Origin of the sequence: Nocardioides sediminis (genome assembly GCF_003047295.1) — a bacterium.
GTDB lineage: Bacteria > Actinomycetota > Actinomycetes > Propionibacteriales > Nocardioidaceae > Nocardioides > Nocardioides sediminis.
This window is the reverse complement of record NZ_PZYZ01000004.1, coordinates 287,841-312,067: the sequence shown is the minus strand read 5'-3', so window position 1 is coordinate 312,067 and position 24,227 is coordinate 287,841. Positions and strand designations below refer to the sequence as shown.

Sequence of the window (24,227 nt, the reverse complement as noted above, 5' to 3'; positions counted from 1 at the left end):
CCGGGCCTCGGCGCGCACGCGCGGAGCACCACCCGGGAGCTCGGGTCCGGGCACCTCAACCCTGACCCGGACGTCCCCCTCGGCGTCGGTGCAGTCGACCAGGGTCGCGCCGTTGGCCCGTGCGTTGCCGTCCGCCGCGGAGCACGCGTCCCCGCCCTCCGCGGCGGCCACGGCGCCCGCCAGGGCGGCCAGGTCGGCCGCCGCCTGGGCGTGGCGCTGGACGACGACCAGGGCGGCCACCCCGGCGAGCGCCAGTCCGACGAAGAGCAGCAGTCCGGCGGCACCCACCACGAGCACCGTCGCCGCTCCCCGCTCCCCGCCGCGCACGCCGCCGTCGGGCCGCGCGCCCATCAGCCGTCCTCGGGCACGGCGACCGCGCTCGACCGGACGGTGACGCCGGGCAGGAAGGCGAACAGCCCGCCCGGCCCGTCGACCCGGGCTCGCACCTCGGCCCTCACCTCCGCACCCGAGACCTGCACCGAGACCTCACCGCCCGCGGGGGCGATCCGCCGGCCGACCGCCACCGCCGCCGCGGTCCCGTCGCCGCGGGCCGCGACCCGCGCCGCCTCGCGCGCGGCATCGACGACCCGCACCTGGGCGGCGCCGGCCGCGAGCAGCCAGACGAGCCCGACGGTGACGGCCAGGAGCACGGGCAGCCCGAGGGCGAGCTCGGCGGTGACCGCTCCCCGCTCGGACCGCCGCCTCATCCGATGCCCAGCAGGCCCATGACGTGGTCGAAGAGCGTCTTGAGCAGCTTGTCGCCGAAGCCGCCGCTGAGCAGCTGGTAGAGCAGCCCGGCGAATCCGGCACCCGCGGCAGTGCCCACGGCGTACTCCGCCGTGGTGATGCCGCGCTCGTCGCGTGGGGTGGGGCGAACGGTCTCGTGCATGTCGTGTCCTCTCGGTCGCGGTCCGGATCGTTGCGGACCGTCTTCGGGGAACTCTGGGACTCCCGGCCGACGCCCGCACGCCGGTGGCCCGGAGCTGTGGAGGAGGCGTCTCGCCGGTGGGTCCTGTGGAGGGCAGGCGGCTCATGACCCGGGCCGCAGGGTCGCGAGCAGGCCCGCCACGGTCGGCACGATCCCGATGAGGATGAACGCCGGCAGCAGGCACAGTCCCAGCGGAACCGCTGCCCTGACGCCCACCGCGCGGGCACGGTCCTCCACGGTGGCCAGCGCCTCGCGCTCGAGGTCGTCGGCCAACCGCTCGACGGCCTCGGCCACCGACGAGCCGCTCACCTCAGCCCGCGCCAGGGTGTGGCCCAGGGGGGCCAGCACCTCGTCGGTCGCCAGCACGCGCCACACCTCAGCGGCGGGCAGGCCCACCCGCAACCGCGCGAGCACGGGCTCGAGCCGGTCGGCCGCGGCGCCCGGACAGGCGGCGCACACGACCGCGAGACCAGCGGCCGGCGCTGCTCCCGAGCGCAGGGTCGCGGCGAGCAGGTCGACGAGGTGCGGCAGGTCGCGGACGGCCTCGGCCCGGGCACCCCTCGCAGCGGCGGTCTCCGACCGCCCCAGGGTCACCCACGCGGCGCCTGCCGCGCCGGCCCCGACGAGGAGGCCCAGCGGTCCTCCCAGGACGACGGCCGCCCCGCACCCGGCCAGTCCCGAGAGCAGCGCGGGCCACCAGGGTGGTCGGGCGCGGACGGACCCGTCCCCGTCGGGCACCGGCGACCCGTCGGCCCAGCGGGACGGCGGGGGCAGGGCGAGGAGCACCGCCAGCGCGGTCGCGGCCGCCGCCACCACCAGGGCCAGCTGCTCCGGTGTGGTCACGGACGGTCCACGGCGTCCGCGATGACCTCGATCCACCAGAGGCCGAGCAGGCCGAAGCCCAGGCCCAGGGCGAGGCAGGCCCAGCCCGGTGAGGTGCCGAGCAGGAAGGTCCACGGGTCCCCGCCGGCCCCGCTGCCCATGCCGAGCGCGACCACGGGCAGCACCGCCACGAGGCGCGCCGTGGCACGGGCCGACGCCAGCTCGGAGGTCACCACACGGCGGGTCTGCCGACGCGCCCGGATGCGGGCGGCCACCCGGCCCAGGGCGTCGGCGAGGCCGTGGCCGGAGTGCTGGGACACCTGCCACGCCGAGCCGACCACGCGAAGCTCGTCGGCGCCGGGCGTCGCGGCCAGCCGGCGGAACGCCTCCGCCACGTCCGATCCCAGCGCATGGGCCTCGACGACGGGGGCGATCCCCGGCCAGCGTCGGGCCGCCTGGGTCAGGGCCGCATCCGGCGGCCGTCCGGCAGCCAGCTCCGCGGCCACCACCTCGCACGCGTCCAGGACGTGTCGCGCCGTGGCGTCGGAGTCGACCCGCACGCGACGACGCAGCCACACCTGGCGGGCACCGAGCAGGACGGGGCCGCCTATCACGGCCAGGACGAGCAGTCGCGCCGGCAGGACACCCGCCGTCGCGAGGGTGACCGTCCCGGCCAGGACTGCCAGGGCCGGGACGATGCCGACGCGTCGGGACGGAGCGGGCAGCCGCCCGCCAGTCGTCGAGCCGGTCGGCCCGGGACACGCCAGCCAGGCCGCTGCCGCCGCGAGCGCGGCCACCAGCCACCAGGCGCCGGTCACCGCGAGATCCGTCGCGACAGCTCGCCCGCTGCCGGTCCCCGCTCGAGCCGGCCGTCGACGTCGAACGACACCGCGGCCTCCAGCACCACCAGCCCGTCGGGTCCCCGTCGCGGAACCCCGATCTGTGCCACCCGGCGGATCCCGTCGGCTGCTCGCGCCACGTGCACGACGACGTCCAGGGCGGCCGCCAGCTGGCTGTGCACCGCGGCCTGCGGCAGACCTGCGGCGAGCGCCAGCGCCTCGAGACGGGCCGGGACATCGGCCGCGGAGTTGGCGTGCACGGTGCCGCAACCGCCGGCGTGGCCGGTGTTGAGGGCCGCGAGCATCTCCACCACCTCGGCACCGCGCACCTCGCCCACGACCAGCCGGTCCGGGCGCATCCGCAGGGCCTGCCGCACCAGGGTGCGCAGCGTGATCTCACCGGCTCCCTCGACGTTGGGCGGACGCGCCTCGAGGCCGACGACGTGCGGGTGCGCCGGCCGCAGCTCGCTGGAGTCCTCGACCAGGACCAGCCGCTCACCCGCGTCGGCGAGGGACAGCATCGCCGCCAGCAACGTGGTCTTGCCCGTGCCCGTCCCACCGGTGACCAGGAAGGCGGACCGGGACGCCACGATCGCGGCGAGCAGCTCGGCGCCCTCGTCGGTCAGGGCCCCCGCCTCCACCAGGTCGGCCATGGTGAAGACCCGCGCCCGCGGGACGCGCAACGACACCACCGTCCCCGGTCGGGCGGTGGGCGCCAGCACCGCGTGGAACCGCGTGCCGTCCGGCAGTCGTACGTCGGCGTGCGGGGTCGCGTCGTCCAGCCGTCTGCCACCGGTGGAGGCCAGCCGCTGGGCCAGGCGTCGGACCGCGGCATCGTCGGGGAAGCGCACCCCGGTGAGCTCCAGCCCGTCCCCGCAGTCCACCCAGACCTCGGAGGCGCCGTTGACCAGCACGTCGGTGACCCCGGGCCGGCGCAGCAACGGCTCGAGCGGGCCGGCGCCCAGCACGTCGCGGCGCAGCTGGTCGTGGACCGCGAGGACCATCGCGTCGCCGACGGGACGGCCGGCGGCACGGAGCGCCTCGGCCACGCGGTGCGGGGACAGGTCTCCGGGTGCGGCCGCCAGGCGCTCGCGCACCTCGTCGAGCACCGCGGGCGCGACGGCCGCCGTCGTGGTCATGCGGCCTCCTCGAGGACCTGGCGGGCAGCCCGGGCGAGAGGCACGCGGCGGTGACGCACGGGCCCCAGGCCCAGGTCGACCGCCTCCGGGAGGCCGCGCTGCTCCGGCACCTCGACCGAGACGCGCAGGCCGGTCGCGCGCTCGACGTCCTCCCACGTGACGCCACCCCGGCGAACGGCCAGCGAGGCGCCCCGCCCCGGGCCGAGCCGGTCGAGGAGCCGGACCGTCGAGGCCACCCCGGCGAGGGTGGCCGGCACCACGACCAGCAGCCGGTCACAGCGGGCGACCAGCTCGTCGACCAGGACGCCGACGTGGCGAGCGAGGTCGAGGACCACCAGGTCGTGGCCACGCTGGGCGGCAGCGACCGCCTCACGGACCACGCCGGCCTCGGGCTGGGCCGCCGAACCGGACGGCCAGGTGAGCACCCCCGGCCCGGAGGAGTCGCCGGGCGGCCTCGGCACCGCCTCCCGGAGCGATCGGGCCCCGAGTCGCCCGGAGCCCGACGCGAGGTCGGACCAGCGCACGCCCGGCACCGACTCCAGACCGAGCATCCGGTCCAGGCCCGGGCCGAGCGGGTCGGTGTCGACCACCAGGGCCGTCCCGCGCGCGGCCCCCACCTGCCCCAGCGCGCACGCGAAGGTCGACGCGCCCGCGCCACCGGCACCGCCGATCACCCCGATGGTGCGCCCACGACCCGGGACCTCCTCGCTGTCGGCGAGCAGGTCGACCAGCCACGCCTCGCAGGTCGGCAGCTCCGCGACCGTGCCGGCTCCGATCACCAGCGCCGCACGGAACACCCCGTCGCCGGGGGTCCAGCCGACCACGTGCACCCCGTCCCGCCGGGCCGGCCGCGCGGCCGCCACCTCACCGACCAGGTCGACGCCGACCAGCACCAGCGCCGCGGTGGGCCAGGCCCGGAGCGCGGCGAGCGGGTCGTCGTACACCTCGGGACGGACGCCGGCGGCGGCGCTCAGCCGGGCGACCTCGTCGACGAGTGCCGGATCTCGGGTCAGGAGGAGGGGCTGCATGCGTCGAGGCTCCCCGCGCTCACCGACACCGCGCCGGGTGGCGCGACAGCCCTGTGGACGACGGACCCGGCGACCGGGTCGGTGGACGGCTGCTGGTCCGCGATCGGCACCGAGCATGGACGCCCGCCCTACGATGGCGACCATGTCCCGCCCCACCGCGGCCTTCTTCGACCTCGACAAGACGATCATCGCCAAATCGAGCACGCTGGCCTTCAGCAAGCCCTTCCAGGCCGGCGGGCTCATCAGCAGGCGCGCGATGCTGCGCAGCACCTACGCCCAGTTCGTCTACCTGGTCGGCGGCGCCGACCACGACCAGATGGAGAAGATGCGGGCGTTCATGTCCGCCCTGTGCGCCGGCTGGGACGTCGCGACCGTCCGCGAGATCGTCGCCGACACCCTGCACAACGTCGTCGACCCCATCGTCTACGACGAGGCGGTGAGTCTCATCGAGGAGCACCACCAGGCTGGTCGCGACGTCGTGATCGTGTCGACCAGCGGGTCGGAGGTGGTCGAGCCCATCGGCGAGATGCTCGGCGCCGACCGCGTGGTCGCGACCCGCATGGAGATCGTGGACGGGAAGTACAGCGGCGAGATCGAGTACTACGCCTACGCCGAGGAGAAGGCCCGCGCCATCGAGGACCTCGCCGACCTCGTCGGCTACGACCTCGCGGAGTGCTACGCCTACAGCGACTCGGTCACCGACGTGCACATGCTGCGCGTCGTCGGGCACCCGCACGCGGTCAACCCCGACCGCGAGCTGCGCCGGGCGGCGGTGGCCGAGGGATGGCCAGTGCTGGTCTTCGACAAGCCCGTCGCGCTCCGCTCCCGGGTCCCGCTCCCCCCTGCCCGGACCACCCTCACCGCGCTCGCCGTCGGCGGTGCGATGGCCGCCGGCGGGGTCCTGTGGTCCAACGCCCGCAAGCGCCGCGACGGCGCCTGACACCGCATCGAACGGCCGATAAGTCAACCCTTGAAGGCGGCCCCGCGGCGGCGTACAACGGAGACACACAACTCCACAGGCAGCACGTGAGCCGGGTACCCACGCGGCGATCTACCCTTCGCACAAGGGCGCGAGTCACCGGCCATGACCGGGACAGCAGTTGGATGTTGCACGCTTGGTAGCCACGGCGTCACGTGTCAGCGACGGCACCTGATCCATGATCAGGTGCCGTTCGCATGCCGCCCTCACTCCGCGGCGTCGCGCCGGAGAGGCGACGCCTCGGCCCCCGCGGCGTAGGCCTCGGAGGCGTAGAGGACCCACGCGTGTACGCCGCGCGGCCCGCCGTCGCGGTAGGCGCCGAGGTTGGACTCGTACTGCGCCCGCAGCGCCAGGTGTCCGGCCTCCGGGACGACCAGCGACTTGGCGTCCACGCCGCGCGAGACCAGCACGAGCCGCTCCACGGCGCGCGCCACGATGCCGTTGTGGGACGCGAACGGCGCGGCTGTCGCCAGGTCGGCGTGCACCACGGCGGCGACGAGCAGCGCCGGGGCGGACGTCGGCGCCAGCAGCAGCTCGGCGACGCCGCGCAGCCGGTCGGCGGACGCCGCGTCCCGCGGACGCCCGAGCTCCTCGGGGTCCAAGGAGGCCGAGCCGACCACGCTGTGGATGCGCGCCATCGCCTGCAGGGGCGCGGTCTTGAGCAGCGGCGCGAGCGCCAGCAGCGAGGCGGACATCCGAACGGCATCGGTCGCGACGGCGTCCCCGGCACCCTCGCGCAGCTCGGCGAGCGAGGACGTCGAGCCCTCGAGCACCGCCGACGCGTGCGCGCCGCGCAGCAGGGACTCGGCGGTCATCTCCGGCGAGGTGCGGCGCAGCCCACGGTCGCGCAGCATCACGTCGATGCCGTCGCGGGCCGCGGCGTACCCCGAGGGCACGCCCTCCAGCCCCACCAGCCAGGCCAAGGGATCGGTCGTCACGAGGCACGACGCTAGTAGCCTGCAGGGGATGAGCGACGAGCAGCCCACCCCCGAGGACGTCAAGCGGTGGTCCCGGTCCTTCGGGGCCGTGGCCGGGACCTACGACCGGGGGCGTCCGACGTACCCCGCCGACGCGGTCTCCTGGCTCGTGGGCGGTGAGGCCAAGGTCGTGCTCGAGCTCGGTGCCGGCACCGGCAAGCTCACCCGCGAGCTGGTCGCGCAGGGGCACGCCGTCTACGCCACCGAGCCCGACGCCGCCATGCTCGAGGTCCTCGAGGCGAACGTCCCCGGCTGCAGCGCCAAGGTCGCGGGCGCCGAGGAGATCCCGGCCAACGACCGTTCGGTCGATGTCGTCGTGGCCGGCCAGGCGTTCCACTGGTTCGACCACGAGGTGGCGCTGCCGGAGATCGCGCGCGTCCTCAAGCCCGGCGGCCACCTGGCACTGGCGTGGAACTTCTTCGACCAGCGGATCCCCTGGGTACGACGCCTGGTCGAGGCGATGGGCGAGCAGGGCATGACCTCGTCGTCGCACGAGGCCCTGGTGACATCGAGCCTCTTCGGCTTCGTGGAGGAGAAGACGTTCGCGCACTGGCAGGACGTCAACCGGGAGACCTTGGTGGACATCGTCGCGTCCCGCTCCTACATCGCCAGCCTCGACGAGGCGGCCCGCGAGGCACGGTTGGACCGGGTGCGGGCGTTGTACGACGACTACGGCCGCGGGCACGACGGCATGCAGCTGGCCTACCGCACCGAGTGCTTCCGCGCGCAGGTCGTCGACCGCCAGGACGACCTGTCGACCGAACCGGACGACGACGCGTCCCACGAGGGACCGATCATCTCCGACGGCACCGACACCGACATGCTGCTCATCGACTTCCGGTAGCCCAGCGGGACCGGGACGGGCCCGCGGCGTACTTGCTGGCCGACCTTGACGCTTGCTGGCCGTTGCATCGGCCAGCAAGCGCCAGAGTCACCGCTGAAGCGGTGACTCCGACAGCTGCCCCCTGAGTAGTCTCCCCCGCATGGCGCGACCCCGGCTCTGGCGACGGTCCGACAGCCGGCGCACGGCGCTGGGCTCCCAGGCCGACCGGGCGACGTTCCGGGCGCTGCACAACGCGTCGCTGGCCAGCCCGGCACTGCGCGCGGGGCTGACGGTCGACAGCGCGGAGCGCAGCCTGGGCCACCTCCGCGCCCTGCTCGGCACCCCAGCCGCGGCGCTGACCGACGCCAGCGGGGTGCTGGCGTGGGACGGCTCCGGCCAGCACCACGCCGAGGACGTGCCGCGCTTCCTCCCCGACCTCGTCGAGACGGGCCGCACCCGGGTCGCCGACCTGGCCTGCCAGGACCCGCGCTGCGAGGTCCGGCAGGTGGTGCTGGCGCCGCTCGTCGTCGAGGAGACGATCGTCGGCGCGCTGGTGGTCGGCGCGGCGTACGCCACGGGAGGCCTCATCCGGGCCGCCGACGAGGTGGCGCTGTGGGTCTCGGGACAGCTCGAGCTCGCCCAGCTCGACGCCTCGCGCACGCGCCTCATGGAGGCCGAGGTCCGCGCGCTGCGCGCCCAGATCAGTCCGCACTTCATCTACAACTCCCTCGGTGCCATCGCCAGCTTCGTGCGCACCGACCCCGACCGGGCGCGCGAGCTGCTGCTGGAGTTCGCCGACTTCACCCGCTACTCCTTCCGCCGCCACGGGGAGTACACGACCCTCGCCGAGGAGCTCCGCTCGGTGGAGCGCTACCTGCTGCTCGAGCAGGCGCGGTTCGGCGACCGGCTGCAGGTGACGCTGCGCATCGCTCCGGAGGTGCTGCCCGTCGCGGTGCCGTTCCTGTGCATCCAGCCGCTGGTCGAGAACGCCGTGCGGCACGGCCTCGAGGCCAGCGTCGACAAGGAGGACGGTGTCGGACGGCTGAGCATCCTGGCCCGCGACCTCGACCAGGAGTGCGTGATCGAGGTCGAGGACGACGGCACCGGCGAGGACCCCGAGCGCGTACGCCGCGCGCTGGCCGGCGACGCCTCCATGGACTCGGTGGGGCTCGGCAACGTCGACGCGCGGCTGCGCAACGCCTACGGCGACGACTACGGGCTGGTCGTCGAGACCGCGCCGGGTGCCGGCACCAAGGTGGTCGTGCGGGTGCCCAAGTTCGCACCCGGGGTCGCCGCGAGCGTCTGAGCCGCCCGAGGAGCCCGGTTTCGAACGTAGGCTGCGTGCCCATGAGCGGCCTGCGCATCCTCGTCATCGACGACGAGCGGCCCGCCCTCGACGAGCTGACCTACCTCCTCGAGCGCGACCCCCGCGTCGCCGGCGTGCTGGGCTGCGACTCGGCCACCGAGGCGCTGCGGGTGCTGCAGGACCTCGAGGTCGACGCGGTCTTCCTCGACATCCAGATGCCCGGCCTCACCGGCCTCGACCTGGCCCAGGTGCTGTCCCGCTTCAAGTCGCCGCCCCCGATCGTGTTCGTCACCGCGCACGAGGAGCACGCCGTGTCCGCCTTCGAGCTCGCGGCGGTCGACTACGTCCTCAAGCCGGTGCGGGCCGAGCGTCTCGCCGAGGCCGTACGACGCGTGGTCGACGCGGGCACGCCGGCGCCGTCGGGCGACGCCCAGATCGCCGTCGAGCGGGGCGGGGTGACCCGGTTCGTGCAGCGTTCGGACATCACCCACGTCGAGGCGCAGGGTGACTACGCCCGGCTGCACACCGCCGAGGGCTCGCACCTGGTGCGGACGCCGCTGTCCACCCTGGCCGAGGAGTGGGCGCCGGCCGGGTTCGTGCGCATCCACCGCTCCCTGCTCGTCTCGCTCCCCCACATCGAGGAGGTCCGCACCGAGTCGGGCCGGGTCTCGGTGGTGGTCGCCGGCCAGGAGCTCTCGGTCAGCCGCCGACACACCCGCGAGCTGCGCGACCTGCTGACCCGGCGGTCCGGGTGAGCGCCGAGCCCACGAGCGGCACGGGCGGGCGGCCGGCCCGGGTCCGGGTGACCGGTCCCCCGCGGCGGCGCGCGAGCGGCGTACGACCGACGGCGTCGCGCGAGATCGACGCGGACTCCGAGCTGGGCGCCGTCTACATGAGCTCGCTGCTCGGCGAGCAGCTGCGGCTCGCGGCCGGCGTGCTGGTGGCGCTCGGGCTCACCGTCGGGGTGCTGCCGCTGGTCTTCCACGTCTTCCCGCACCTCAGCGACCTGCGCCTGCTCGGCGTCCCGGTGCCGTGGCTGCTGCTCGGCGTCCTGGTCTACCCCTGGTTGATCGTGCTCGGCTGGTTCTACGTCCGCCGCGCGGAGGCCAACGAGCGCGACTTCGCCGACCTCGTCGCCGACCAACCGGACGAGCGATGAACGACGCCGTGACCACCGCCCCCGGCATCGTCGCGGTCGTCCTGGTGACCGTCGCGACGCTGGCGATCGGCACCTGGGGGCTGCGCTTCTCGCGCACGACCAGCGACTTCTTCGTCGCCTCGCGCACCGTCCGTCCGGGCCTCAACGCGAGCGCGATCGGCGGGGAGTACCTCTCGGCGGCATCCTTCCTCGGCATCGCCGGGCTGGTGCTCGTCTTCGGTGCCGACATGCTCTGGTACCCCGTCGGCTGGACCGCCGGCTACCTCGTCCTGCTGGTCCTCGTCGCGGCCCCGCTGCGGCGCAGCGGCGCCTACACGCTGCCGGACTTCGCCGAGGCCAGGCTGGGCTCGCGACGGGTCCGGTCCCTGTGCTCGGCGCTGGTGGTCGGCATCGGCTGGCTCTACCTGCTCCCCCAGTTCCAGGGCGCCGGCGTCACCCTGGCCGCCACCATCGGCGCCCCGCCCTGGCTAGGCGCGGTGATCGTGGCGGCGGTCGTGCTCATCAACGTCACCTCCGGCGGCATGCGCAGCATCACCTTCGTCCAGGCGTTCCAGTACTGGCTCAAGCTCACCGCCCTGCTGGTCCCGGCGTGCGTCCTGCTCGCGGTCTGGGCCGGCGACGGAGCGCCCAACCCGGCCGACGCGGCCATCCCCGGCGACGCCTTCTGGTCGCTCCCGCTCGGCGACGGCGGCGCGCAGGGCCTCTACGTCACCTACTCGCTCATCATCGCGACGTTTCTCGGCACCATGGGCCTGCCGCACGTGGTGGTCCGCTTCTACACCAACCCCGACGGCCGCGCCGCGCGGCGTACGACGCTCGTGGTGCTGGGCCTGCTCGGCGTCTTCTACCTGCTTCCGCCCGTGTACGGCGCGCTGGGCCGGCTCTACGCGTCGGACTCGATCGTGCGCGCCTCCGACGTCCTCGTGCTCGAGCTGCCCCGGCTGATGGTCCCCGGGCTCGGCGGCGAGCTGCTGACCGGCCTGGTGACGGCCGGCGCGTTCGCGGCCTTCCTGTCCACCAGCTCGGGCCTGACGATCGCCGTCGCCGGCGTGCTCAGCCAGGACGTCGCCAGCCGTCGGCTCTCCGGGATCACCGCCTTCCGGGTCGCGGGCGTCGCCGCGGTGGTCGTGCCGTGCGCGGTGGCCATCGCCGCTCCTGACGTCGGGGTGGCCCGGACCGTCGGGCTGGCCTTCGCGGTGGCCGCCTCGACGTTCTGCCCGCTGCTGCTGCTCGGCATCTGGTGGCGCGGGCTCACGGCGGCGGGTGCCGTGGCCGGGCTGCTGGTGGGCGGCATCGGGTCCGGCTGCGCCGTCGGGTGGACGTTGCTGACCAGCGCCACGACGGGCTGGGCGGCGGTGCTGCTCGGCCAGCCGGCTGCCTGGAGCGTGCCGGCGGCCCTGGCCACGATGGTCGTGGTGAGCCGGGCGACGCGGTCCCGCATCCCCGCGCACGCGGGTCGGTTCATGGTCCGGCTGCACACGCCGGAGGCCGTGGACCTCGCGCGCTGAGGCGTCGTACGCCGGATCGGCCGGGCCCCGGGGTTTCCCGCGCGCCGGGCGGCCACGTCTGCCATGCTGGGCGCGCCCCGTCGGGGCAACGGGGTTGCACCACGGGGGTGGCATGACGACGTTCATCGTGATCGGGCTGGCCGGACTCGGCCTGCTCCTGGTCTCGCTCCTCGTCGGCGACCTCTTCGACGGCGCCCTCGACGCCCTCGCCGGTGACGTCTTCTCCAGCGCCGTGGTCGGCGCCTTCGTCGCCGCCACCGGCTTCGGCGCGGCCGCCGCGCAGGGCGTCGTCGGCACGGCCGTGGCCGTCCCGGTCGGCCTCGTCACCGGGGCGGCGTTCGCCTGGTTCGCGTGGTGGCTCACCCGGCTGCTGCGGGACGGCAGCAGCGACTCGACCCCGACCACCGACGACACCATCGGCCGCGACGCGCGTGTGGTCACGCCCATCCCGGCCGACGGCCTCGGCGTCGTCGACGTCCTCGTCGGTGGCCACGTGATGCGGCTCAACGCGCGCGCCGAGCAGCCCATCGAGCCCGGGACGCCGGTGCACGTCACCAGCGTCCTCTCGCCCACCTCGGTCACGGTCGCCCCGGTGTGGCCCGAGCTCCCCTGACACCCCCACCACCCGCGAACCCGCGCCACGCCTAGGAGAACCCAGTGGACCTGTCCAGCCCCGTCGTCGCCCTCGGCGGCCTCGTCGTCCTCGTCGTCCTGCTCCTGCTGCTCGTCACGAGCCGCTACAAGGTGGCCGGGCCCAACCAGGCCTACATCGTCACCGGACGCAAGGGCAAGGCGGTCCTCAACCCCGAGACCGGCGCGTTGAGCCACGACCTCTCGGGGCAGAAGGTCATCCTCGGCGGCGGCGTGTTCGTCATCCCGTTCGTCCAGAAGCTCGCCACCCTCGACCTGTCCTCGCGCCGCATCTCGGTGCAGATCCGCGGTGCGGTCTCCGGGCAGGGCATCAAGCTCAACGTGGAGGGCGTCGCGATCGTCAAGGTCGGCGGCAACGCCGACCAGATCCGACTGGCGGCCCAGCGCTTCCTCGCCCAGCAGGGCGAGATCGAGTCCTTCACCCAGGAGGTGCTGGCCGGTGCCCTGCGCTCCATCGTCGGCGGCCTGACGGTCGAGCAGATCATCCGCGACCGCGCGGCGTTCGCCCAGCGCGTCGCCGACGAGTCGGAGAACTCCCTGACCGGCCAGGGGCTCATCCTCGACACCTTCCAGATCCAGGACGTCACCGACGACGGCACCTACCTCGCCGACCTCGGCCGTCCCGAGGCCGCGCGGATCCAGCAGGCCGCGTCCATCGCCGAGGCCAACGCCCGCCAGGCGGCCGAGCAGGCCCGGATCGCCGCCGAGCAGGAGATCGCCGTCTCGACCCGGACCCTGGCCCTCAAGCAGGCCGAGATCAAGGCCGAGACCGACGCCGCCGCGGCCACCGCTGCCGCCTCCGGCCCGCTCGCCCAGGCCGACCGCGACCAGGCGATCCTGCTCGAGCAGGAGAAGGTCGCCGTACGCCGGGCGGCACTCACCGAGCGCAACCTCGAGACCGAGGTCCGCAAGCCCGCCGACGCCGCCCGCTACAAGGTCGAGCAGGAGGCCGAGGCCCAGCGCACCGCCGAGATCGCGGGCGCCGAGGCCCGCAAGGCGGCCACCATCGCCGCCGCGCAGGCCAAGGCCGAGGAGGCGCGGCTGAGCGGCGAGGCGGAGAAGTCGCGGCGTACGGCGCTCGCCGAGGCCGAGGCCATCGAGGGCGCGCGCCGTGGTGAGGCCGAGAAGGCCCGCCGCACCGCCGAGGCCGAGGCGACCCGTGCCGAGGGCGAGGCGACCGCGGCCGCGACCCTGGCGGTCGGGCAGGCCGAGGCCGAGGCGATGGACAAGCGCGCCGACGCGTTCGCGCACTACAACGACGCGGCCGTGCTGCAGATGCTGATCGAGGTGCTCCCCCAGATCGCCCGCGAGGTCGCCTCGCCGATGGCCGCGATCGACCAGCTCACGGTGATCTCGCCCGACGGTGCCGGCGCGCTGCCGCGGCAGGTCAACGACAACGTCGTGCAGACCCTCAACATGCTCAAGACGTCGACCGGCCTCGACCTCGAGGCGCTCATCAAGAAGTCCGTGGGCCACGCCACCGGCACGTCCAACGGCGACGGTCCGCACGAGTCGCTCGCCGAGGCCGCGTCGAGCAAGCCGTAGCCCCGGCCCGGACCTCCCCGCGTCGCCCGGCGGCGCGGGCGGTCCGTCGACCGCTCGTCGTGCGCAACCGACCGCTCGGCGACGCGCCGCCCCCGCCCGCCGACGTACGCCCTCGACCCCCTCCCGGACCCGGCCGCGGCGGTGCGACGGTGACGGCGGTCACACCTCGGTGGCCCCGCGCGGAAGGAACCCCCGTGACACCCGAGACCCATGAACAGGCTGCGCGCCACGATCCTGTCTACGACCGGCTGCACGAGACGTCGGAGTTCACCGAGCTGCGACGTCGCTACCGCGGCTTCGTCATCCCCGCCACCGTGGCGTTCCTGGCCTGGTACCTGCTGTACGTCGTCATGTCGAACTGGGCGCCGGACTTCATGAACACCAAGGTCGTCGGCAACATCAACGTCGCCCTGATCTTCGGGCTCCTCCAGTTCGTGACCACGTTCGGCCTCGCCTGGCTGTACAGCAACTACTCCAACGCCAAGCTCGACCCGCTCGCGCGCAACCTCGAGGAGGCCTACCGCGAGCAGGCCGGCGTCGACGCGAAGCGAGGCCAGGCATGAGCGACCAGTTCCTCACCACGGCCCTCTTCCTCAGCGTCGTCGCACTGACGGTCGGCATCACCTTCTGGGCCAGCCGCCAGACCAAGACCGCGACCGACTTCTACTCCGGCGGCCGGTCCTTCTCCGGCTTCCAGAACGGCCTGGCCATCGGCGGCGACTACATGTCGGCCGCCTCGTTCCTCGGCATCTCCGGAGCCATCGCCCTCTACGGGTACGACGGCTTCCTCTACTCCATCGGCTTCCTCGTCGCATGGCTCGTGGCGCTGCTCCTCGTTGCCGAGATGCTGCGCAACGCCGGTCGCTACACCATGGCCGACCAGCTGGCCTTCCGGATGAACCAGCGCAAGGTCCGCACCGCGGCCTCGATCTCGACCGTGGTCGTGTCGATCTTCTACCTGCTCGCCCAGATGGTCGGCGCCGGCACCCTGGTGGCGCTGCTGCTCGGCGTTGAGAGCCAGGCGGTGCAGAACATCACCATCATCGGCGTCGGCGTGCTGATGATCTTCTACGTCGTCGTCGGCGGCATGAAGGGCACGACCTACGTCCAGATCGTCAAGGCCGTGCTGCTCATGCTCGGCTCGGCGCTGATCGTCGTGCTGGTGCTGGCGGAGTTCAACTTCAACCTGTCCTCGCTGCTCGGCGCGGCCGCGGACAACTCCGGCAAGGGCGAGGCGTTCCTCCAGCCCGGCCTGCAGTACGGCAGCTCGCTGACCTCGCAGATCGACTTCCTGTCGCTCGGCCTGGCCCTCGTGCTCGGTACCGCCGGCCTGCCGCACATCCTGATCCGCTTCTACACCGTCCCGACGGCGCGCGACGCCCGCAAGTCGGTGCTGTGGGCGATCGGCCTGATCGGCGCGTTCTACCTGATGACGCTGGTGCTGGGCTTCGGCGCGGCAGCCATGCTGGACCGCTCCCAGGTCGACCCGGTCGAGGGCGGCAACCAGAACCTCGCCTCCCCGCTGCTCGCCGAGGCCGTCGGCGGCGGCGACGGGTCCACCGGTGGTGCGATCCTGCTCGCCCTCATCGCCGCGGTGGCCTTCGCCACGATCCTCGCGGTGGTGGCCGGCCTGACGCTCGCGTCGTCCTCGTCGGTGGCGCACGACCTCTACAAGGGCGTCATCAAGAAGGACCAGAAGGTCTCCGAGCAGGACGAGGTCCGGGTCGCCCGGATCGCCGCGTTCGTCATCGGCGCCATCGCGATCGCGCTGTCCATCCCGGCGCAGCGGCTCAACATCGCCTTCCTGGTGGCGCTGGCGTTCGCCGTGGCGGCGTCGGCCAACCTGCCCGCAATCATCTACAACATGTTCTGGCGGCGCTTCAACACCCGCGGCGCCACGTGGAGCATCTACGGCGGCCTCATCGCCGCCGTCGGGCTGGTCTTCTTCTCGCCCGTGATGTCCGGCGGCCCGACCTCGCTGTTCCCCGACTCGGACTGGGCGATCTTCCCGCTCAACAACCCGGGCATCGTGTCGATCCCGCTGGGCTTCCTGCTCGGCTACATCGGCACCGTGACCGGCCGGGAGCCCGCGGCGGAGGACCGCTTCACCGAGCTCGAGGTCCGCGCCCTGACCGGTGCCGGCGCCGAGGGCGCCGTGCACCACTGACCCACCGGCGTACGACGCCCGGACCGGCCGCACGCGCCGGTCCGGGCGTCGTACCCATCGACCGACCAACCAACTCAGCGTAGGTTTCGAGGCGGCCGTCCGACGGCGCACGTCACCGCCCGTACCAGCCCGCATCGACCCGAGACGGAGCACGTATGACCGAGCAGAAGACCGACGCACTCGCCAACCTGTCCACCGAGGACCGCCGCTTCGAGCCGCCCGCCGACCTGGCCGCCGACGCCAACGTGAAGGCGGAGGCCTACGACCGGGCCGCGTCGGACCGGGAGGCGTTCTGGGCCGAGGCGGCCGAGCGCCTCGACTGGGGCCGCACGTGGGACCAGGTGCTCGACTGGTCGGACGCCCCCTTCGCCAAGTGGTTCGTCGGCGGGACGATCAACGCCTCGGTCAACTGCGTCGACCGGCACGTGGAGGCCGGCCGCGGCGACAAGGTCGCCATCCACTGGGTGGGCGAGCCCGAGGACGACAGCCGCGACCTCACCTACGCCGACCTCCTGGACCAGGTCTCCCGCGCCGCCAACGCGCTCACGGAACTCGGCGTCAAGAAGGGGGACCGGGTCGCGATCTACATGCCGATGATCCCCGAGGTGGCCGTCGCGATGCTCGCGTGCGCCCGCCTCGGCGCCCCGCACACCGTCGTCTTCGGCGGGTTCTCGGCCGACGCCCTGGCCTCCCGCGTCACCGACTGCGAGGCCAAGGTCATCATCACCGCCGACGGCGGCTACCGGCGCGGCGCGCCGAGCGCCCTCAAGCCGGCCGTCGACGAGGCGGTCGCCAAGACCGGCGACCTCGTCGAGCACGTGGTCGTCGTACGCCGCACGGGCCAGGACGTCGAGTGGGACGAGGGCCGCGACAAGTGGTGGCACGACGTCGTCGACACCGCCTCCCCCGACCACGAGCCCGAGATGCACGACAGCGAGCACCCGCTCTACGTCATGTACACCTCGGGCACGACCGGCAAGCCCAAGGGCATCCTGCACACCACGGGCGGCTACCTCACCGGGACGTCGTGGACGCACTGGGCGGTCTTCGACCTCAAGCCGGAGACGGACGTCTACTGGTGCACCGCGGACGTCGGCTGGGTGACCGGGCACAGCTACATGGTCTACGGCCCGCTCGCCAACGGCACGACGCAGGTGATGTACGAGGGCACGCCCGACTCCCCGCACAAGGGCCGCTGGTGGGAGATCGTGGAGAAGTACGGGGTCACCATCTTCTACACGGCCCCGACCGCGATCCGGACGTTCATGAAGTGGGGCGACGACATCCCCGCGAAGTTCGACCTCTCCTCCATCCGGCTCCTCGGGTCCGTCGGCGAGCCGATCAACCCCGAGGCCTACGTCTGGTACCGCGAGAACATCGGCGCGTCCACAGCGCCCGTCGTCGACACCTGGTGGCAGACCGAGACCGGCCAGATCCTCATCAGCCCGCTGCCCGGCGTCACCGCGGGCAAGCCCGGCTCGGCGATGAAGGCGCTGCCCGGCATCGAGGTGGACGTCGTCAACGACGAGGCCGAGTCGGTGCCGAACGGCTCCGGCGGCTACCTGGTGCTCCGGGAGCCGTGGCCGGCGATGCTGCGCACCCTGTGGGGCGACGACCAGCGCTTCAAGGACACCTACTGGTCGCGCTGGGAGGGCCTCTACTTCGCCGGCGACGGCGCCAAGAAGGACGAGGACGGCGACATCTGGCTGCTCGGCCGCGTCGACGACGTCATGAACGTCTCGGGCCACCGGCTCTCCACGACCGAGATCGAGTCGGCGCTGGTCTCGCACCCCAAGGTCGCCGAGGCGGCCGTGGTCGGCGCGGCCGACGAGATGACCGGCCAGGCCGTGTGTGCGTTCGTGATCCTGCGCGAGTCGGCGCTGGGTGACGACGGTGCTGCCCCGGAGGACCTCATCGAGGAGCTGCGCAAGCACGTGCAGAAGGAGATCGGGGCGATCGCCAAGCCGCGACAGATCATGATCGTCCCCGAGCTGCCCAAGACGCGGTCGGGCAAGATCATGCGCCGGCTGCTCAAGGACGTCGCCGAGCACCGCGAGGTGGGCGACGTGACGACGCTGGCCGACTCGACGGTGATGGACCTGATCAAGGGCAAGGAGGGCGCGCCCTCCTCGGAGGACTGACCGCCCCTCCCGCGTAGTCCGTGACGTTCGGACCCTCCAGGAGCCGATTCCGGGGTCCGTTCGTCCCGGACTACCCCGCCCGCGCTGGCTAGTTTGGGACGAAATCGTTGGCCGACCCGCGGTCTCGCCTACGAGATCGTCCCAAACTACCCGGGGCGCGGGGTGCGTCAGGACCCGCCGGCCCCGGGGGACCCGGACGGGACCGCGGCCTCCTCGGCGGGCTCCGGCTCCGGGTCCTGCTCGCGGGCGGCCGCGAGCAGCACGACGGTGCCGACGACCGCGGCCACCAGCGAGGCGACGAGGATGCCGACCTTCGCCTCGCCCGTGAGGACCTCCGAGCCGGGGAACGAGAGGCCGGCGATGAAGATGGACACGGTGAAGCCGATGCCCGCCACCGAGCCGAGCCCGGCGACCATCGGCCAGGTGGTGCGGTCGGGCAGCCGGCCCAGCCCCAGGCGTATGGCGATGAAGCAGGCCACGACGATGCCGAGCGGCTTGCCCACCACGAGGCCCGCCGCGATCCCGAGCCCCACGGCCGACGTCATGGCGTCGCCGAGCGCACCGCCACCGAGCGGCACGCCGGCGTTGGCGAGCGCGAAGATCGGCAGCACGACGTACGACGAGAGCGGGTGCAGGGCGGTCTGGAGCCGTTCGACGACGGGGACCGACTCGCCCAGCAGGAACCGCAGCCGGCTGAGCTCCTCGGAGTCGAGGTGCCGGTCGTTGAGGGCACGCTGCGCGTAGCCCCGGGCGACGTCCTCGCGCAGCAGCGGGACGGCGGGCGTGATCAGGCCGATCGCCACGCCGGCGAGGGTGGCGTGGACGCCCGACTCGAGCATCGCGAACCACGTGAGGAAGCCGAGCACGGCGTAGACCCACAGCGACCACACGCGCAGCACCCGCAGCGCGATCATCACCGCCAGGAGCAGGACCGCGAGGCCGAGCCACTCCAGGTGGAGGTCCTCGGTGTAGAAGACGGCGATCACGATGATCGCGCCGATGTCGTCGACGATGGCGAGGGTCAGCAGGAAGAGCCGGGCCGCGGACGGGATCCGGCGCCCGAGCAGACCCAGCACACCCACGGCGAAGGCGATGTCGGTGGCCATGGGGATGCCCCACCCGGCGCTCGCCTCCCCGCTCCCGGCGATCAGGAGGTAGATCCCGGCCGGCACCAGCATGCCGCCGATCGCCGCGACGATGGGCAGGGCCGCGGTCTTGGGGTCGCGCAGGTCACCGGAGACGATCTCGTACTTGATCTCCAGGCCGACGACGAAGAAGAAGATCACCATCAAGGCGTCGTTGACCCAGTGCTGCAGCGTCTCCTCGAGCCGGAAGCTGCCGAGGTCGATGGCGACCTCGGTGTGCCAGAACGAGTCGTACGACGACGCCCACGGGCTGTTGGCCCAGATCAGCGCCGCGGTGGCCGCGAGCAGCAGCAGGATGGAGCCCGCGGCCTCGATGCGGAGGAACTCGCGCACCGGGCGGGCGACGAGCCGGGCGAGCGGCTTGTTGCTGGCGAGGTAGGTCGGTCCGGACCGCCAGACGTCGTCGTCGGGCAGCTCGGGGTGCTCATGGGGGTTGCTGTCCATGTCACTGGGCTTGTCGCTTGGCATCGGCACGCGGCCTTTCGGGGTCGCTGTCGGGTCACTCCGCGACCTGCTGGACGCGGGCCGACCAGACTTCCCGGCTCACCTCCGGCGATCCTATCGGTGGCCGGTGACGTCGGCCGCCTTGTGTAGGGTCACGACCGTCAGAGAAGCGTCGTACCCCGCGAAGGAAACCCACATGGCCACCACCCCGGTCAAGGACACCGATCCCACGATCGGCGGCCTCGTCGTCGACGCCAGCCGCGACATCTCCACGCTGATCTCCAAGGAGATCCAGCTGGCCAAGTCCGAGCTCAAGGTCAGCGTCAAGCACGGCGGCACCGGGATCGGGCTCTTCGCCGGGGCGGCCTTCATCGCCGTGCTGGCGATCATCATGCTCTCGGTCGCGATCGCCTACTTCATCAACATGACCGGGCTCGACCTGGCGTGGTGCTTCCTGATCGTCTTCGGCTTCTACGTCCTCGTGGCCGCCCTGCTGGCCTTCATCGGCGTGCGGCAGGTCAAGCAGGTCAAGGCGCCGGAGCGGGCGATCAACCAGGGCAAGGAGATCCCCTCCGCCCTCAAGGGCCGGGCCTGACGCAGGACCCGACAACCGCCTGAGGACCGCCTGACGGCGGCTCAGCCGGTGCAGGCCCCGGTGCCGACGGCCTCCTCGGCCGTCAGCCCGCGCGCCGCCGACTCCGCCACCTGGTCGGCGGTCAGGGCGTAGCCGGTGTCGCGGTCGGTGACCGAGGCGGCGAACACCAGCCCGACCACGTCACCCCCCGAGGACAGGATCGGACCGCCGGAGTTGCCGGCCCGGACGAGGCCCCGCAGGGAGAACACCTCGCGGATCACCGCGCCCTCGCCGTAGATGTCCGGGGAGCGGAGCCGCTGCTCGGACCGGATCCGGCCCGCCTGCACGTCGTAGGGACCGTCCTGCGGGTAGCCCACGATGGCCACGCCGTCCTGGGGCCCGGCGTCGCGGTCGAAGGCGAGGGAGGGCAGGTCGCCGTCGTCGAGGGCCAGCACGGCCACGTCGATGTCGGGGTCGTAGTGCACGACGGTCGCGGTCACGCTGGTGCCGTCGCCGAGCTCGACCTCGGGCTGCCGCACCCCGGCGACGACGTGGGCGTTGGTCATCAGCCGGCCGTCGGAGTAGAGGAAGCCGGTGCCCTCCAGGCCGCTGCCGCACGCGTTGGTGCCGCGTACCTTGAGCACGCTGCTCTGCGCGTCGACCACGTCCGGGTCGGTGAGCAGCCGGCGCGGGCCTGCCTTGACCTCGACGATGCGCTCGGGTGCGAAGGGCTCGAGGTAGCGCGGGAAGAACGTCGTCCCCACCACGTTGTTGAAGGCCTGCAGGACACCGGCGGCCTGCCCCGGCAGCACGGAGTCGACCTTGGCCAGCACGGTCGACTCGCGCACGGTCGGGGTGATCGCACCGATCTGCGATCCGGAGACCGCCACCCCGAGCGCCCAGGCGACGACCAGCACGGCGGCCGCGCTGAGGGCGGCCCCGCCGACGGCGTCCAAGGCCCGGACCGGCTGCCAGCGGATGCGTGAGCGGATGCGCGCGCCGGCGTACTGCAGCAGCGCCTGCCCCAGCGACGCCGCGAGGATCACGATGAACAGCGCGCCGAGCGAGACCCACAGCGAGGGCTCGGCGTCGCCGAGCGCGATCGGCGCCAGCCACACGCCGAAGAGTCCGCCGAGCAGCAGCCCCGCGGTGGCGAAGGCGCCGGTGACGAAGCCCTGCCAGTAGCCCGACAGCGCGTAGATGCCCACCAGTGCGACCAGGCACCAGTCGAGGACGTTCATGCTCACTCCCCCGGTCTGGTGTGGTGCCGGAGGTCCTGCCCCGGTGTGGGATCACCCTGCAGCATGTACGACGGCAGGTCACGCACCCGGTCGGCGTCCCAGGGGGTCGACCAATCGAGGAAGTCGAAGAGGCGGGCGATGATCCCGGCCGTGAAGCCCCACAGGATCACGTCGCGCTCGGGCCCGATGAGGAAGCCCGGACCGAGCCAGCCGCTGGGGTGGCGCACGCTGATGCGGTGCCGGGGGTCGAGCAGCTCGCTGATCGGGACGTGGTGGATCTCGTGGACCTCGTCGGGACTGGCGATGCCGACCTCTCCGCGCTCGCGCCACCAGCCCAGCACGGGGGTGACGGCGAAGTTGCTGGGCGGCAGCCAGAGCTCGGGCAGCTCCCCGAAGACCTCGATCGAGGTCGGGTCGAGGGCGATCTCCTCCTCGGCCTCGCGCAGAGCCGCCTCGACCGGGGTCTCGCCCGGGTCGATCGTGCCGCCGGGGAAGGAGACCTGCCCCGGGTGGGAGCGCATGTGGTGGGCCCGCTCGGTGAGCAGGATCTCGCCCTCCCCGTCGGCGTCCGTGTCGGCGAAGAGCATCAGCACCGCCCCACGTCGCGCGGCGCCGCCCTCGGGGGGCGCGAACCGGGTGAGCTCGTCCACGGTGATCGCCGCGCAGGCCTCGACGACCGGTCGCAGCCAGTCGGGCAGCGCGTCGCTCGCGGTCACGGGGTCGCTCACAGGCTCACCCCGAGGTGCTCCTGCGCCATCGTCACGATCTCGTCGACCGAGTCGACCTCGCCGGCCTTGAGGTGGGTGACGGTGCCCTCCGCGTCGACCAGCGCCCAGAACGGCAGCCCGCGGAGGTTGGGGAACGCACCCTTGCCGTTGATCGCGCCCGCCGGGTCCGCCACGAGCGGGTAGGTGACCCCGGAGTCCGCGACCAGCTGGGCCGCCTTGGCCGTCTGCTGGTCCTGGTAGTCGATGCCCAGCACGGCGACCTCGTCGCCGTACGTCTGGTGGAACTCCTCGAGCAGCGGCATCTCCTCGCGGCAGGGTCCGCACCAGCTGGCCCACAGGTTGACCAGCGCGGGGCCCCGGAGCTCGCCGAGGTCGACGGCCTCGCCGCCGTCGAAGCCCGCCAGGGTGACGTCGGGAAGCGTGGTGGGTCGCTCCGGCTCGTCGGCGGAGCAGGAGGTGAGCGCGAGGACGACGACGAGCGCGAGCAGGACGGAACGGATCACGCGGGCCCCTGGGTCCTGACCAGCTTCTCCGCCTCGTCGGGGTCGATCGGACCGGTGCCGTACGACGGGCAGAGGCGGGCGAGCGGGCACGCGCCGCACGCCGGCTTCTTGGCGTGGCAGCGGCGGCGGCCGTGCCAGATGACGTGGTGGGAGAGCATCGTCCAGTCGCGCTTGGGGAACAGCGCCGCGACGGCGTGCTCGACCTTGACCGGGTCGGTCTCCTCGGTCCAGCCGAAGCGGCGGACGAGCCGGCCGAAGTGGGTGTCGACGGTGATGCCCGGGACACCGAAGGCGTTGCCCAGCACGACGTGGGCGGTCTTGCGGCCCACGCCCGGCAGGGTGACGAGGTCCTCGAGGCGTCCGGGCACCTCGCCGTCGTAGCGCTCGACGAGGGCCTGGCTGAGCTTGAGCAGCGCGTCGGTCTTGGCGCGGAAGAAGCCGAGGGGCCCGACGATCTCCTCGAGGTGCTCGCGGGGCGCGGCGGCCATCGCCGTCGCGTTCGGGTAGGCCGCGAAGAGCGTCGGGCGGACGGCGTTGACCCGGCGGTCGGTGGTCTGGGCGCTCAGGACGGTGACGACGAGCAGTTCGAACGGGGTGTCGAAGTCGAGCTCGCACCGGGCGTCGGGGTAGGTCTGCGCCAGCACCCGGTCGATCTTGCGGGCGCGCCGGACCAGGGCCGTGTCGGGACGGGGGGCGGGGGCGGTCGAGGAGGCGCTGGCGGGCACGCGGACAGACTACGGGCCACCTCCGACACCGCCCTGCCGGCGTGAGGCGGGCCACGGATCGGCCCCGCCGGTGGCGTCGCTGTCACCTGTGATGCAGACCACGGCTAGGATCAGCGCAACCACCAGGGCGGCCCGATGGGCGGCCGGAACCACGGGAGGGACCTTCGTGGACAACGACGTACTTCGTCAGGCACCGCTCTTCAGCGCGCTCGACGACGAGGCGGCGACGGCGCTGCGCGGCTCGATGGCCGAGACCAAGCTCCGCCGCGGCGACGTGCTCTTCCACGAGGGAGACTCGGGCGACAAGCTCTACATCGTGCTCGACGGCAAGGTGAAGCTCGGCCGCTCGTCCTCCGACGGTCGCGAGAACCTGCTGGCGATCATGGGTCCCGGGCAGATGTTCGGTGAGCTCTCCCTCTTCGACCCGGGGCCGCGGTCCGCGACCGTCACCGCGGTCACGGACGCGACCTTCGCCTCGCTCTCCCACGAGGACCTGCTGCGCTGGCTCGACGGCCGTCCGATCGTCGCGCGCGGCCTGCTGTCCCAGCTCGCCGCCCGGCTGCGCAAGTCCAACGACGTCGTCGCCGACCTCGTGTTCTCCGACGTCCCCGGCCGGGTCGCCAAGGCGCTCCTCGACCTCGCCGACCGCTTCGGCCGCACGGCCGACGACGGCGTGCACGTCCACCACGACCTCACCCAGGAGGAGCTGGCCCAGCTCGTCGGCGCCTCCCGGGAGACCGTCAACAAGGCGCTGGCCGACTTCGCCTCGCGCGGATGGGTCCGCCTCGAGCCGCGCTCGGTCGTGATCATGGACGTCGAGCGCCTCTCGCGCCGCGCCCGGTAGTCCCATCCCGC

General features: G+C 73.3%; 25 protein-coding genes and 1 pseudogene. 13 read left to right on the top strand and 13 right to left on the bottom strand.

What is annotated here, in order from left to right:
- Nucleotides 1–3: 3 nt before the first annotated feature.
- The 7 genes and pseudogenes from DAI17_RS12190 to ssd form a co-directional block, all read right to left on the bottom strand.
- Nucleotides 4–351, bottom strand: a pseudogene (locus DAI17_RS12190) (Rv3654c family TadE-like protein); the annotation flags it as partial.
- Entirely contained in the window at nucleotides 351–707 is a 357-nt protein-coding gene (locus DAI17_RS12185; protein WP_107773239.1) for a TadE family type IV pilus minor pilin, read from the bottom strand. The pseudogene DAI17_RS12190 and the gene DAI17_RS12185, both read right to left, overlap by 1 nt.
- Entirely contained in the window at nucleotides 704–889 is a 186-nt protein-coding gene (locus DAI17_RS12180) for a DUF4244 domain-containing protein (RefSeq protein ID WP_107773237.1), read from the bottom strand. The genes DAI17_RS12185 and DAI17_RS12180 overlap by 4 nt, the downstream gene beginning before the upstream one ends.
- A 141-nt stretch (nucleotides 890–1,030) precedes the next feature.
- Nucleotides 1,031–1,771: a type II secretion system F family protein gene (locus tag DAI17_RS12175; protein WP_234412470.1), complete on the bottom strand. Its 741-nt coding sequence runs from the start codon at nucleotides 1,769–1,771 to the stop codon at nucleotides 1,031–1,033.
- Nucleotides 1,768–2,568 (bottom strand): type II secretion system F family protein, encoded by an 801-nt coding sequence (locus DAI17_RS12170; RefSeq protein ID WP_107773235.1) that lies wholly within the window; start codon nucleotides 2,566–2,568, stop codon nucleotides 1,768–1,770. Before DAI17_RS12170 ends, DAI17_RS12175 begins: the two co-directional genes overlap by 4 nt.
- The gene (locus DAI17_RS12165) at nucleotides 2,565–3,728 is read right to left on the bottom strand and encodes a TadA family conjugal transfer-associated ATPase (protein WP_107773233.1); all 1,164 of its coding nucleotides are present in this window, start codon (nucleotides 3,726–3,728) and stop codon (nucleotides 2,565–2,567) included. Before DAI17_RS12165 ends, DAI17_RS12170 begins: the two co-directional genes overlap by 4 nt.
- Nucleotides 3,725–4,756 carry a septum site-determining protein Ssd gene (gene ssd, locus DAI17_RS12160; RefSeq protein ID WP_107773231.1) on the bottom strand — a complete coding sequence of 344 codons (1,032 nt, stop codon included), beginning with the start codon at nucleotides 4,754–4,756 and terminating at the stop codon, nucleotides 3,725–3,727. Before ssd ends, DAI17_RS12165 begins: the two co-directional genes overlap by 4 nt.
- Before the next feature lie 142 nt (nucleotides 4,757–4,898).
- Between ssd and DAI17_RS12155 the strand changes: the two genes are divergently transcribed.
- A complete protein-coding gene (locus DAI17_RS12155) occupies nucleotides 4,899–5,696 on the top strand; it encodes an HAD family hydrolase (RefSeq protein WP_199905086.1) in 798 nt (265 codons plus the stop codon).
- Between the two features lie 245 nt (nucleotides 5,697–5,941).
- Here the strand turns inward: DAI17_RS12155 and DAI17_RS12150 are convergent, their stop codons facing one another.
- Nucleotides 5,942–6,673, bottom strand: coding sequence for a Fic family protein (locus DAI17_RS12150; RefSeq protein ID WP_107773227.1), 732 nt, complete (start codon nucleotides 6,671–6,673; stop codon nucleotides 5,942–5,944).
- Nucleotides 6,674–6,701: 28 nt separating this feature from the next.
- On the opposite strand from DAI17_RS12150, the gene DAI17_RS12145 reads away from it, so the two are divergent.
- The 10 genes from DAI17_RS12145 to acs all read left to right on the top strand — a co-directional run bounded on the left by DAI17_RS12145 (nucleotide 6,702) and on the right by acs (nucleotide 18,012).
- Entirely contained in the window at nucleotides 6,702–7,556 is an 855-nt protein-coding gene (locus tag DAI17_RS12145; RefSeq protein WP_107773225.1) for a class I SAM-dependent methyltransferase, read from the top strand.
- Nucleotides 7,557–7,695: 139 nt separating this feature from the next.
- Entirely contained in the window at nucleotides 7,696–8,841 is a 1,146-nt protein-coding gene (locus tag DAI17_RS12140) for a histidine kinase (RefSeq protein ID WP_107773223.1), read from the top strand.
- A gap of 41 nt (nucleotides 8,842–8,882) precedes the next feature.
- Nucleotides 8,883–9,596, top strand: coding sequence for a LytR/AlgR family response regulator transcription factor (locus DAI17_RS12135; RefSeq protein WP_107773221.1), 714 nt, complete (start codon nucleotides 8,883–8,885; stop codon nucleotides 9,594–9,596).
- On the top strand, nucleotides 9,593–10,000 hold the full coding sequence (locus DAI17_RS12130; RefSeq protein ID WP_107773219.1) for a hypothetical protein: 408 nt from the start codon (nucleotides 9,593–9,595) through the stop codon (nucleotides 9,998–10,000). Before DAI17_RS12135 ends, DAI17_RS12130 begins: the two co-directional genes overlap by 4 nt.
- A gap of 8 nt (nucleotides 10,001–10,008) precedes the next feature.
- Nucleotides 10,009–11,508: a sodium/solute symporter gene (locus DAI17_RS12125; RefSeq protein ID WP_325049870.1), complete on the top strand. Its 1,500-nt coding sequence runs from the start codon at nucleotides 10,009–10,011 to the stop codon at nucleotides 11,506–11,508.
- A gap of 112 nt (nucleotides 11,509–11,620) precedes the next feature.
- Nucleotides 11,621–12,121 (top strand): NfeD family protein, encoded by a 501-nt coding sequence (locus tag DAI17_RS20985; protein WP_159081503.1) that lies wholly within the window; start codon nucleotides 11,621–11,623, stop codon nucleotides 12,119–12,121.
- Nucleotides 12,122–12,165: 44 nt separating this feature from the next.
- On the top strand, nucleotides 12,166–13,704 hold the full coding sequence (locus DAI17_RS12115; RefSeq protein WP_199905085.1) for a flotillin family protein: 1,539 nt from the start codon (nucleotides 12,166–12,168) through the stop codon (nucleotides 13,702–13,704).
- A 194-nt stretch (nucleotides 13,705–13,898) separates the two neighbouring features.
- Nucleotides 13,899–14,267, top strand: coding sequence for a DUF485 domain-containing protein (locus DAI17_RS12110; protein ID WP_107773215.1), 369 nt, complete (start codon nucleotides 13,899–13,901; stop codon nucleotides 14,265–14,267).
- Nucleotides 14,264–15,871 (top strand): solute symporter family protein, encoded by a 1,608-nt coding sequence (locus DAI17_RS12105; protein ID WP_107773213.1) that lies wholly within the window; start codon nucleotides 14,264–14,266, stop codon nucleotides 15,869–15,871. The genes DAI17_RS12110 and DAI17_RS12105 overlap by 4 nt, the downstream gene beginning before the upstream one ends.
- A gap of 155 nt (nucleotides 15,872–16,026) precedes the next feature.
- Complete coding sequence (acs, locus tag DAI17_RS12100; RefSeq protein WP_107773211.1) at nucleotides 16,027–18,012, top strand: acetate--CoA ligase; 1,986 nt, start codon at nucleotides 16,027–16,029, stop codon at nucleotides 18,010–18,012.
- Nucleotides 18,013–18,179: 167 nt separating this feature from the next.
- Here the strand turns inward: acs and nhaA are convergent, their stop codons facing one another.
- Nucleotides 18,180–19,601, bottom strand: a complete 1,422-nt coding sequence (gene nhaA / locus DAI17_RS12095) for a Na+/H+ antiporter NhaA (RefSeq protein WP_107773209.1) — start codon at nucleotides 19,599–19,601, stop codon at nucleotides 18,180–18,182.
- Between the two features lie 196 nt (nucleotides 19,602–19,797).
- On the opposite strand from nhaA, the gene DAI17_RS12090 reads away from it, so the two are divergent.
- Nucleotides 19,798–20,196 carry a phage holin family protein gene (locus DAI17_RS12090; RefSeq protein WP_107773208.1) on the top strand — a complete coding sequence of 133 codons (399 nt, stop codon included), beginning with the start codon at nucleotides 19,798–19,800 and terminating at the stop codon, nucleotides 20,194–20,196.
- 41 nt (nucleotides 20,197–20,237) lie between these two features.
- On the opposite strand, the gene DAI17_RS12085 is transcribed toward DAI17_RS12090, so the two are convergent.
- Genes DAI17_RS12085 through nth form a run of 4 tightly spaced genes read right to left on the bottom strand, consistent with a single transcriptional unit; the run spans nucleotide 20,238 to nucleotide 23,372 of the window.
- Nucleotides 20,238–21,416 (bottom strand): MarP family serine protease, encoded by a 1,179-nt coding sequence (locus DAI17_RS12085; protein WP_107773206.1) that lies wholly within the window; start codon nucleotides 21,414–21,416, stop codon nucleotides 20,238–20,240.
- Between the two features lie 2 nt (nucleotides 21,417–21,418).
- Complete coding sequence (locus tag DAI17_RS12080; protein WP_234412468.1) at nucleotides 21,419–22,144, bottom strand: NUDIX hydrolase; 726 nt, start codon at nucleotides 22,142–22,144, stop codon at nucleotides 21,419–21,421.
- Entirely contained in the window at nucleotides 22,141–22,647 is a 507-nt protein-coding gene (locus DAI17_RS12075) for a TlpA family protein disulfide reductase (RefSeq protein WP_159081502.1), read from the bottom strand. Before DAI17_RS12075 ends, DAI17_RS12080 begins: the two co-directional genes overlap by 4 nt.
- Nucleotides 22,644–23,372 carry an endonuclease III gene (gene nth, locus DAI17_RS12070; protein WP_107773202.1) on the bottom strand — a complete coding sequence of 243 codons (729 nt, stop codon included), beginning with the start codon at nucleotides 23,370–23,372 and terminating at the stop codon, nucleotides 22,644–22,646. The genes DAI17_RS12075 and nth overlap by 4 nt, the downstream gene beginning before the upstream one ends.
- A 166-nt stretch (nucleotides 23,373–23,538) precedes the next feature.
- Between nth and DAI17_RS12065 the strand changes: the two genes are divergently transcribed.
- A complete protein-coding gene (locus DAI17_RS12065) occupies nucleotides 23,539–24,216 on the top strand; it encodes a Crp/Fnr family transcriptional regulator (RefSeq protein ID WP_107773200.1) in 678 nt (225 codons plus the stop codon).
- The last annotated feature ends 11 nt before the right edge of the window (nucleotides 24,217–24,227 follow it).

Coding starts and splice junctions, on each gene's coding strand:
- DAI17_RS12185 (WP_107773239.1), bottom strand. CDS start 707: ATGAGGCGGCGGTCCGAGCGGGGAGCGGTCACCGCCGAGCTCGCCCTC.
- DAI17_RS12180 (WP_107773237.1), bottom strand. CDS start 889: ATGCACGAGACCGTTCGCCCCACCCCACGCGACGAGCGCGGCATCACC.
- DAI17_RS12165 (WP_107773233.1), bottom strand. CDS start 3,728: ATGACCACGACGGCGGCCGTCGCGCCCGCGGTGCTCGACGAGGTGCGC.
- ssd (WP_107773231.1), bottom strand. CDS start 4,756: ATGCAGCCCCTCCTCCTGACCCGAGATCCGGCACTCGTCGACGAGGTC.
- DAI17_RS12155 (WP_199905086.1), top strand. CDS start 4,899: ATGTCCCGCCCCACCGCGGCCTTCTTCGACCTCGACAAGACGATCATC.
- DAI17_RS12145 (WP_107773225.1), top strand. CDS start 6,702: ATGAGCGACGAGCAGCCCACCCCCGAGGACGTCAAGCGGTGGTCCCGG.
- DAI17_RS12140 (WP_107773223.1), top strand. CDS start 7,696: ATGGCGCGACCCCGGCTCTGGCGACGGTCCGACAGCCGGCGCACGGCG.
- DAI17_RS12135 (WP_107773221.1), top strand. CDS start 8,883: ATGAGCGGCCTGCGCATCCTCGTCATCGACGACGAGCGGCCCGCCCTC.
- DAI17_RS20985 (WP_159081503.1), top strand. CDS start 11,621: ATGACGACGTTCATCGTGATCGGGCTGGCCGGACTCGGCCTGCTCCTG.
- DAI17_RS12105 (WP_107773213.1), top strand. CDS start 14,264: ATGAGCGACCAGTTCCTCACCACGGCCCTCTTCCTCAGCGTCGTCGCA.
- acs (WP_107773211.1), top strand. CDS start 16,027: ATGACCGAGCAGAAGACCGACGCACTCGCCAACCTGTCCACCGAGGAC.
- nhaA (WP_107773209.1), bottom strand. CDS start 19,601: ATGGACAGCAACCCCCATGAGCACCCCGAGCTGCCCGACGACGACGTC.
- DAI17_RS12090 (WP_107773208.1), top strand. CDS start 19,798: ATGGCCACCACCCCGGTCAAGGACACCGATCCCACGATCGGCGGCCTC.
- DAI17_RS12085 (WP_107773206.1), bottom strand. CDS start 21,416: ATGAACGTCCTCGACTGGTGCCTGGTCGCACTGGTGGGCATCTACGCG.